We start from the raw sequence: 9,167 nt of genomic DNA, 5'->3' as shown, positions 1-9,167 counted from the left end.
ATATAAAAAATACTTAAAATATTAACTTAAAGATATATTAGAATCTGTCAAAACAGATTCTAAAATTTATTTTAAACTAGCTAAAATTTGCATAGCTTCTACATTATCTCCTTGTTTTACAAGTATTTTATCTATTGTTCCATCACTCGTTGCTTCAATTGGAACTTCCATTTTCATAGCTTCAAGAATAAATAATTCTTGCCCTGCTTTTACTTTATCTCCTGCTTTTACAAGCACTTTAAACACATTTCCTGACATTGAGGCTAAAATGCTTTTATCATTAGCTATTGATTGTGAAATTTCTTGTTTTTCAATAATTTTTGAAGTATTTTCTTTTTCTTTTACTTTTACTTCGTAGCTATTGCCATTTACTAAAATTTTATCTTTTTCAATTTCTACATCATAGGTTTTATCATTGACTTGCACTGAATAAAGATTGTTAGAATTTGATTTAGTATTTTGAGAAATTTTTCTAACATTGACTTTTGCTTCACCTTTTAAAAATGCTAATCCTTTTTCTTTACAAGCTGCAACTATGAATAGATTTTCATCAGTTACTAAAATACCTTCTTTTTTAAGTATTTTTTCAATGTATTTAAGTGATTTTGTCTCATCAAGGTCGGCTAAATCTATTGCTTTTTCTTTTGTTGGTTTTAGATTTAATTGTTCGCTTGCAAGTTTTACTATTTTTGGATCTGGTGCTACAGGAGTTTTTCCAAAATAGCCTAAAACCATTTTGCCATAGCCTTCTGCGATTTTTTTCCATTCGCCAAACATTACATTATTAAATGCTTGTTGGAAATAAAATTGACTAACAGGAGTTACGCTAGTTCCAAAGCCACCTTTTTTTACCACTTCGCTCATAGCTTTTATAGTATCAGGGAATTTATCTAATACATTATTATCTCTCATCATTTGAGTATTCGCTGTTAATGCTCCACCTGGCATAGGTGAAATCGGTATTAATGGACTAACTTGTATAGCTTCAGGTGGCATAAAATAATCTTTCATACAATCTTTAAATACTTCTTCATATTTTAAGATTTTTTCAATTTCAAGCCCACCTAAATCATAATTTTTACCTTTTACAGCGTGTAACATTGTAAGAATATCAGGCTGACTTGTTCCACCACTAACAGGAGCTGCTGCAAGGTCAATTCCATCAACACCAGCTTCAAGTGCTGCTAAATAACAAGCTACACTAACACCTGCACTTTCGTGAGTATGAAGTCTAATATGAGTATTTGCAGGTAAAAGTTTTCTAGCCATTTTTATTGTTTCATATACTTTTTGTGGATTACTTGTTCCTGATGCGTCTTTAAAACAAATGCTATGAAATGGGATATTAGCTTTTAAAATTTCTTTTAGGGTTTTTTCATAAAACTTAGTATCGTGAGCGCCTTTGCAACCTATTGGTAAATCCATCATAGTTATTACAATTTCGTGTTTTAAACCATAATGCACTATTCTTTCGCCACTATATTTTAAATTCTCAACATCATTTAAAGCGTCAAAATTTCTAATCGTAGTAGTTCCGTGTTTTGCGAATAATTTTGCGTGTAAATCTATTATTTCACGACTACCAGTATCAAGTGTAACGGTATTTACTCCACGAGCAAGGGTTTGAAGATTAATACCATCTCCTACAATTTCACGGAATTTATCCATCATAGTAAATGCGTCTTCGTTTGTATAAAAATAAAGGCTTTGAAATCTTGCCCCGCCACCAAATTCAAAATGTCTTATCCCAGCTTCTTTTGCAGCTTGTAATGCTGGGAAAAAATCATTCATTAAAACTCTAGCTCCATAAACTGATTGAAAGCCATCACGAAAACTTGTATCCATAATATCTATATATTTTTTAGCCATTTTTCTCTCCTTTAATTTAATTTATCTTTTAATGCCGCACAAATTGAAGCGATTATTTCATCTTTATCTTTTTTATTTTTATCATCAATATTGCTTAGAATTTTTTCTAAATTTGTTTTTATATAACTCGTATCAAAAATACCTTTTCTAAATTCTTTACTTTTTGCAATAGTTTTTAAAAATGAAATTGTTGTTTTTACGCCTTCTATTGTAAATTCTTCTAAAGCTCTTTCTAATTTATTTACCGCTAAATCATAACTAGACGCTTTTACAACTAATTTTGCGACTAAAGAATCGTAAAATGGCGGGATTTTATAACCTTTATAAAGATGGCTATCAACCCTAACTGAAGGTCCTAAAGCAGGATAATATTCTGTAACCATTCCTGGTGTTGGTATGAAATTCTTATTAGCATCTTCTGCAGTAATTCTAGCTTCAATAGCAAAACCATTTGATTTAATATCACTTTGTTCTAATTCTTGAATTTGTCCTGCTGCATATCTTAATTGCCTTACTATTAAATCAACCCCTGTTATCTCTTCTGTAACGCCGTGTTCAACTTGTATTCTAGTATTCATCTCCATAAAATAAAATCTATTGTAATCATCTAATAAAAACTCAACCGTTCCTGCATTAGTATATCCAGCCGCTTTTGCGGCTGCTACTGCAGTAGCTCCCATACTTTTTCTTAAATGCTCGCTTATTGATGGACAAGGTGCGATTTCTATTATTTTTTGATGGCGTCTTTGAATAGAACAATCTCTTTCGCATAAATGAATTATATTGCCATAATTATCGCCTAATATTTGAAATTCTATGTGGCGTGGATTTTCTATGAGTTTTTCCATAAAGACATCATCATTATTAAAATATGCTTTAGCTTCTCTTTTGCAAGTATTAAATGCAGGTATTAATTCATCTTCATTCCAGACTTCTTTAATCCCACGACCACCGCCACCTCCACTAGCTTTTAATATTACAGGATAGCCAATTTTTTTGGCAAATTCTTTTATTTCTTCTTCTTTGCATTCATTTAATACTTTTGTTCCTGGAACTACTGGAATGCCGTTTTTTTGCATTAATTCTCTTGCTATATTTTTATTTCCCATATTTTTAATAACTTGAGATTTTGGTCCAACGAAAATTAATCCTGCATCTTCTACCATTTTTGCGAATTCATAATTTTCACTTAAAAATCCATATCCAGGATGGATTGCATCAGCACCACATTCTTTTGCAGTTTGGATTATTATTTTTGCGTCTAAATAGCCTTTAATGGCATCTTCACCTATACATTTTGCTTCACTTGCGATTTTTACATGCAGACAATTTTCATCAGGCTTTGTATAGATAGCTACACTTTGAATATGTAAATCCCTACAAGCTCTTATGATACGAACAGCAATTTCTCCCCTATTTGCTATTAAAACCTTACTAATCACCTTTAAACTCCTAATTTTAAATAGTGATTTTATTTTAATATTTTAGATTGAAAAAGATGAGTTTGCTTTTGTTTTAACCATTTATTTGTTACTAAAAGTAACAAAATTAAATATTCAATTTTTTAGTTTATGGAATTTGATTTTAATATTTTTACTTGGTTTATATTGAAAAATCAATATAAACCAAAATAAGCAAATTATAATTTATTTTAAATTCTCTTGGCTTTTTAAATACACACTAGCACAATCTTTGCTAAGTTCTCTTATTTTTAGCATAAAATCTTGTCTTTGAGTAACGCTAATTGCACCCCTAGCATCAAGGGTATTAAATAAATGCGCGCACATTAGACAATAATCATACGCAGGTAGTGAGTAACCACTATCAAGCACACTTCTTGCTTCATTATATGAAATATCAAACATTTCTTTAAGTCTTGAAGCATTTGCTAATTCAAAATTAAACTTAGAGTATTCAAACTCACCTTGCTTATGAACATCAGCATAAGTTAGCCCACCGCCCCAATTAATATCATAAACATTATCAATATCTTGAATATACATTGCTAAGCGTTCAAGTCCGTAAGTAATCTCTGCACTAATTAAATCACAAGAAAATCCACCAACTTGTTGAAAATAAGTAAATTGAGTAACTTCCATTCCATCAAGCCATACTTCCCAGCCAAGCCCCCAAGCTCCTAAAGATGGGCTTTCCCAGTTATCTTCTATAAATCTTACATCGTGTTTATTTAAATCAATTCCTAAAACTTTTAAGCTATTTAAATATAAATCTTGAATATTCGCTGGACTTGGTTTCATTAATACTTGAAATTGATAGTAAGCACCTAAACGATTTGGATTTTCTCCGTATCTTCCATCAGTTGGACGGCGAGATGGAGCAACATAACAAACATTATGTGGTTTTGTTCCAAGTGATTTTAAGAATGTTTGTGGATGAAAAGTCCCTGCACCTGCAGGAAAATCATAAGGCTGAATTAAAGCACAACCTTGCTCGCACCAATACTTTTGTAAGTTTAAAATAATTTCTGAAAATGTCATTTAAAAGCCTTTAAAATAAATTTTATTTATCATACAAAATTAATATAAATTTATGTTATTTTGCATATAATTAGCGATTTTTTAAGGAGATTATATGAAAAAATTAATTTTAATTACAAGTTCTTTATTTATTTTTAGTGCTTGTGTTAGTCAAGAAAATGAAGTTGTAAAAAGCAATTTAATGAATCTTGCATTACAAACTGCTTTAAATCCTAGCTTAAAAGACGAGCAAACTAACTGCATTACTAACAAAAATGCAAGCTCTTGTTTAAATATTGCAAATGTTTTATTACAAGGCACTTCAACTTCTCAAAACATTCAAGCAGCAGGTTATTACTATCAATTAGCTTGTTCTTTTGGCTTAGCAATTGGTTGCGATAAAGCTAACGAATTAAAAAAATAACCTTTTAAGAATTTAAAACGAGTTAGTTTTAAATTCTTTTAAATAAATTCTTTCAATTAAATAAAAAATCAAAATATCAAATTAATAAAATAATTATAATTTTTTAAGAAAATATATTAAAGGATAAAAATTATTATTAATTGTGTAAAATTGTAACAATGATTTTTATTTTTATTATATTTTATTCTTATATTAATCTTAATGATTTTCTTTTCTTATAGTATTTAAGCAAGGAGGATTTATGATTGAACAAATTAACTTAATCATTTTATTTTTTTTATTATTGTCAATAGTTTTAGGCTATTTATTTAAAGCAAATATTGGTATTTTTGCAATTGTTTTATGCTTTATTGCTGCTTATATTTATGGCTTAAAACCTAGTGAAATTGTAAAATTATGGGGGCTTGATTTATTTTTTATCTTAGTTTCTATTACTTATTTTTATGGCTTTGTCATAAATAATGGAACTTTAAATAATCTAGCTTCAAAAGCAGTTTATGGGGTAAGAAACTATCCTTGGAGTATTCCTATAGTTTTATATATTGTTGTTGTAATTTTTGTCGGTATTGGACCAGGGCATTATGCTGGATTTGCCTTTATGAGCCCATTAGTTTTATACATAGCTAATAAGATTAAAATGAATAAAATTTTAGCTGCTATTATAATTTATTCAGGTTCTTGTGCTGGGGGATTTAATCCTTTTACTTTAGGTGGTAGGGTTACTTATAATCTAATTGAGAATTTAGGTTTTACACCTGAACAATCAGCAATTATGCAATTAAATCTTGGAAAAAATATGTTTATAGCACATACTTTAATTTTTATTTTAGGATATGTGTTATTAAAGGGGTATAAGGTTGTATATTCATCAAATATTGATAAACCTGAAAAACTAAATTCTATACAAATTAAAACGATTTTAATAGTTACATTTGTATTTTCTTTGGTTATGGTTCCATCAATTTATTTATCTTTTCAACCTGAAAATTTATTGATGAGTAAAATGACTATATTTTTTAATCCTACTTTTGTTTCATTCTTAGGAATTATTTTAGCTATTGTATTTAAGATAGGAGATGAAACACAAGCTTTTAAAAATATACCTTGGAATTTAATTTTTATGATTGGTGCATTAACTATGCTAATAGCACTTGGAAAATCTACTGGTGCTATGCAAATAATAAGCAATTTTTTAAGTGCTCAAGGTGGCAATGATAGTAGCTGGATATATTATTTATTAGGCGTTTTATCTTCTTCAATGAGTGCATTTGCTTCTAGTATGGGCGTTGTAATGCCGACATTTTTTCCTATTGTTCCAAGTCTTAGCGTATTAGAGCCATCTTTGGCATTTTCTATTATCGCAACATTTGCAACATTTACGGGGTATTCAAGTTTTTCATCAGGTGGAGCATTGGTTTTAGCAGGGACACAAGATGAGCAAGAAAGAAAATATTTATTTATTAGGTTATTAATATTACCTATTTTGCTTGTGTTATTTGGGTTTTTGTTATTGTTTTTAGGTGTTATTAATTAATTTATGAAAGGGAAAATTATGGAATTTAAAAATTATATAGGCAAACAAGAAATTATAAAAGAAGAAATAAGTCTTACTCAAGTTGAAAAAATAGTCGCAACACTTGATTATAAAGATTTAAAATTAGGTGATGAATTACCTTATTTATGGCAATGGTGCTTTTTTAATAAGGCTTTAAGTAAAGATAAATTAGGCAAAGACGGACACCCTAAATTAGGTGGAAGCGATGATAGTTTTTTACCTAGTTTTGGAAATGTTAATCGTATGTGGGCTGGTGGTAGATTTACTTTTAATTCAGCGTTGATTATAGGTAAAATCGCTACTAAAATTACTACTATAAAAGATATTCAAGAAAAAGTTGGAAATACAGGAAAATTAATTTTTGTTACTTTAGAGCATAAATATTATCAAGATGAAGATTTAAAAATTATTGAAGAACAAGATATAGTTTATAAAGAGCCAACTCCACCAAAATTAACTAGCAATAAACCTGTAAGCGAAGCTGATTTTTCTGAAAGTTTTTGCCCTGATTCTACTTTATTATTTAGATATTCAGCACTTACTTTTAATGGGCATAAAATTCATTATGATTATCCTTACGCTACTATGGTTGAAGGATATAGCGGCTTAGTAATTCACGGACCTTTATTAGCTACTAAGATGATTAGTTGTTTTGCAAAAAATCATAAAGATAAAAAAATCACAAAATATAGTTATAGAGGATTACACGCAGTTTGCACTCCTAGTAGTTTTTGCGTTGAGTCAAAAATAATTAGTGAAAACGAAGCAAATGTGTGGATAAATAAAGATGGCTTTATAGCTCATCAAGGCATTATAAATTATAAATAAAGGAGAAAAAATGTTGCCATTAGAAGGAAAATTAGTATTAAGTATAGAACAAGCAATAGCAGCACCATTTTGCACTAGACAATTAGCTGATTTAGGTGCTAGAGTTATTAAGATAGAACGCCCTGATGTAGGGGATTTGGCAAGAGGATATGATACTAGAGTAGATGGACTTGCAAGTCATTTTGTATGGACTAATAGAAGTAAGGAGAGTTTAGCTATTGATTTAAAAACCGAAGAAGGTATGAAAATAATAAAATCAATTTTACCTAAGGTGGATATTTTCGTTCAAAATCTAGCATTTGGGGCTGCAAAAAGATTAGGATTAGATTATGAAAATTTAATTAAATATAATCCAAAAATGATTGTTTGTGATATTTCTGGCTATGGAGAAGGTGGAGAATACGAACACAAAAAAGCTTATGATTTATTAATTCAATCAGAAAGTGGCTTAGTATCTATAACAGGAACTGGCGATGAGTGTGTAAAAGTGCCAATTAGTATAGCTGATATATCTGCTGGAATGTATGCTTATAGTGGGATTTTACAAGCACTTTTATATCTTGAAAAAACAAATAAAGGTTCAAGAATAGAAATATCAATGTTAGAATGTATGGCTGAATGGATGGGGTATCCAATATATTATACTTATAAGGGTGCTAATCCGCCTATTAAAAAAGGTGCTTTTCACGCTAGTATTACTCCTTATGGTCCTTATAAGGCTGGTGATGGTAATGTTGTTATGTTTGGTCTTCAAAATGAAAGAGAATGGAGTAATTTTTGTAAGATTGTATTAGAAGATGAAAGCTTAATTAATGATGAAGAATTTAAAAATAACACATTAAGAACAAAAAATGCACAAAAGATTAAAGAAATAATAGAAAATAAATTTAAAAATCTAACGGCAAAAGATGTTGTGGATAGATTAGAAAAAGCAAAAATTGCAAATGGTAATGTAAATGAATTAAAAGATGTGTGGAATCATTCTCAATTAAAAAGTAGAAATAGATGGAGAGAAGTTGATACTGAAGTAGGTAAAATCCCAGCATTATTGCCACCGGCTACAAATAATAATTATGAGCCTAGAATGGATAAAATCCCAGCGTTAGGAGAACATACTCATAAAATCTTAAAAGAATTTGGATTTAAAGATGAAATTTCTCAACTACAATCAAAAAATATAATAAAGGTAAGAGATGAAAACTAAGAGTTTTTTGTTTGTTCCATCAATTAAAAATGATAGATTTAATAAGGCTTTAAATAGCGGAGCTGATTATATTATTATTGATTTAGAAGATTCAATTAGCCCTAATCAAAAAGATAAAGGCAGGGCTAATATTTTAGAATTTGCAAATAATACAGATGCTAATTTTTTTATAAGAATTAATGATACTAAGAGTGAATATTTTAATGATGATATGAAATTATTAGATGAATTAAATAAAATGAAAAAATTATATGCAATTGTATTGCCTAAGAGTGAGAGTTCAAAAGAATTTGAATTATTTAAAGATTTTAAAGATTTAATAATAATTCCAATTATTGAAAGTGCTTTGGGCGTTGATAATTTAGATGATATTGCAAGTTCAAAATTAATTAAATTATTAAGTTTTGGTGCTTTAGATATTTCTTTAGAATTAGGATTAAAAGAAGGCAGTGGAAGAGAAAATTTATTAAATCACATAAGAAATCAAATAGTGATAAAAAGTGCAAAATATAAATTATTACCACCAATTAATGGAGTATATCCTGATATTAAAGATGAAATTGGTTTAAAATCTGAATTAGAATTTGTATCTTCTATGGGTTTTGGCGGGTCTTTAAGCATTCATCCAAATCAAATTCCAATAATCAATCAAGTATTTAGTCCTACTAAAGAACAAATTCTATGGGCTAAAGAAATAGTAGAATTGGCAAAAAATACTGATGATATTGTATTTAATTATAAAGGCAATATGATAGATTTGCCAGTAATTAAGAAAGCTCAAAATATACTAGCAAATATCTAATATCTCTC

The 9,167-nt window shown here is 28.9% G+C and carries 8 protein-coding genes; 5 read left to right on the top strand and 3 right to left on the bottom strand.

Annotated features, from left to right (window positions below):
• Positions 1 to 66 precede the first annotated feature (66 nt).
• From AVBRAN12640_RS03115 to glyQ, 3 genes are all read right to left on the bottom strand, one after another.
• Positions 67 to 1,869, bottom strand: a complete 1,803-nt coding sequence (locus AVBRAN12640_RS03115) for a biotin/lipoyl-containing protein (RefSeq protein WP_336608621.1) — start codon at positions 1,867 to 1,869, stop codon at positions 67 to 69.
• Positions 1,870 to 1,880: 11 nt separating this feature from the next.
• Entirely contained in the window at positions 1,881 to 3,311 is a 1,431-nt protein-coding gene (locus AVBRAN12640_RS03110) for an acetyl-CoA carboxylase subunit A (protein ID WP_214119965.1), read from the bottom strand.
• 204 nt (positions 3,312 to 3,515) lie between these two features.
• Positions 3,516 to 4,367 carry a glycine--tRNA ligase subunit alpha gene (gene glyQ, locus AVBRAN12640_RS03105; protein WP_214116180.1) on the bottom strand — a complete coding sequence of 284 codons (852 nt, stop codon included), beginning with the start codon at positions 4,365 to 4,367 and terminating at the stop codon, positions 3,516 to 3,518.
• Between the two features lie 94 nt (positions 4,368 to 4,461).
• On the opposite strand from glyQ, the gene AVBRAN12640_RS03100 reads away from it, so the two are divergent.
• From AVBRAN12640_RS03100 to AVBRAN12640_RS03080, 5 genes are all read left to right on the top strand, one after another.
• Positions 4,462 to 4,770, top strand: coding sequence for an SEL1-like repeat protein (locus AVBRAN12640_RS03100; RefSeq protein ID WP_336608622.1), 309 nt, complete (start codon positions 4,462 to 4,464; stop codon positions 4,768 to 4,770).
• 244 nt (positions 4,771 to 5,014) lie between these two features.
• Positions 5,015 to 6,304, top strand: coding sequence for an SLC13 family permease (locus AVBRAN12640_RS03095; RefSeq protein ID WP_214116450.1), 1,290 nt, complete (start codon positions 5,015 to 5,017; stop codon positions 6,302 to 6,304).
• 18 nt (positions 6,305 to 6,322) lie between these two features.
• A complete protein-coding gene (locus AVBRAN12640_RS03090) occupies positions 6,323 to 7,153 on the top strand; it encodes a hypothetical protein (RefSeq protein ID WP_214149942.1) in 831 nt (276 codons plus the stop codon).
• A gap of 10 nt (positions 7,154 to 7,163) precedes the next feature.
• Positions 7,164 to 8,357, top strand: a complete 1,194-nt coding sequence (locus AVBRAN12640_RS03085) for a CaiB/BaiF CoA transferase family protein (RefSeq protein WP_214116188.1) — start codon at positions 7,164 to 7,166, stop codon at positions 8,355 to 8,357.
• Positions 8,347 to 9,159 carry an HpcH/HpaI aldolase/citrate lyase family protein gene (locus AVBRAN12640_RS03080; protein ID WP_214116190.1) on the top strand — a complete coding sequence of 271 codons (813 nt, stop codon included), beginning with the start codon at positions 8,347 to 8,349 and terminating at the stop codon, positions 9,157 to 9,159. Before AVBRAN12640_RS03085 ends, AVBRAN12640_RS03080 begins: the two co-directional genes overlap by 11 nt.
• Positions 9,160 to 9,167 lie beyond the last annotated feature (8 nt).

Origin of the sequence: Campylobacter sp. RM12640 (assembly GCF_020137595.1) — a bacterium.
GTDB lineage: Bacteria > Campylobacterota > Campylobacteria > Campylobacterales > Campylobacteraceae > Campylobacter_E.
This window is presented reverse-complemented; position numbering and strand designations above follow the sequence as displayed.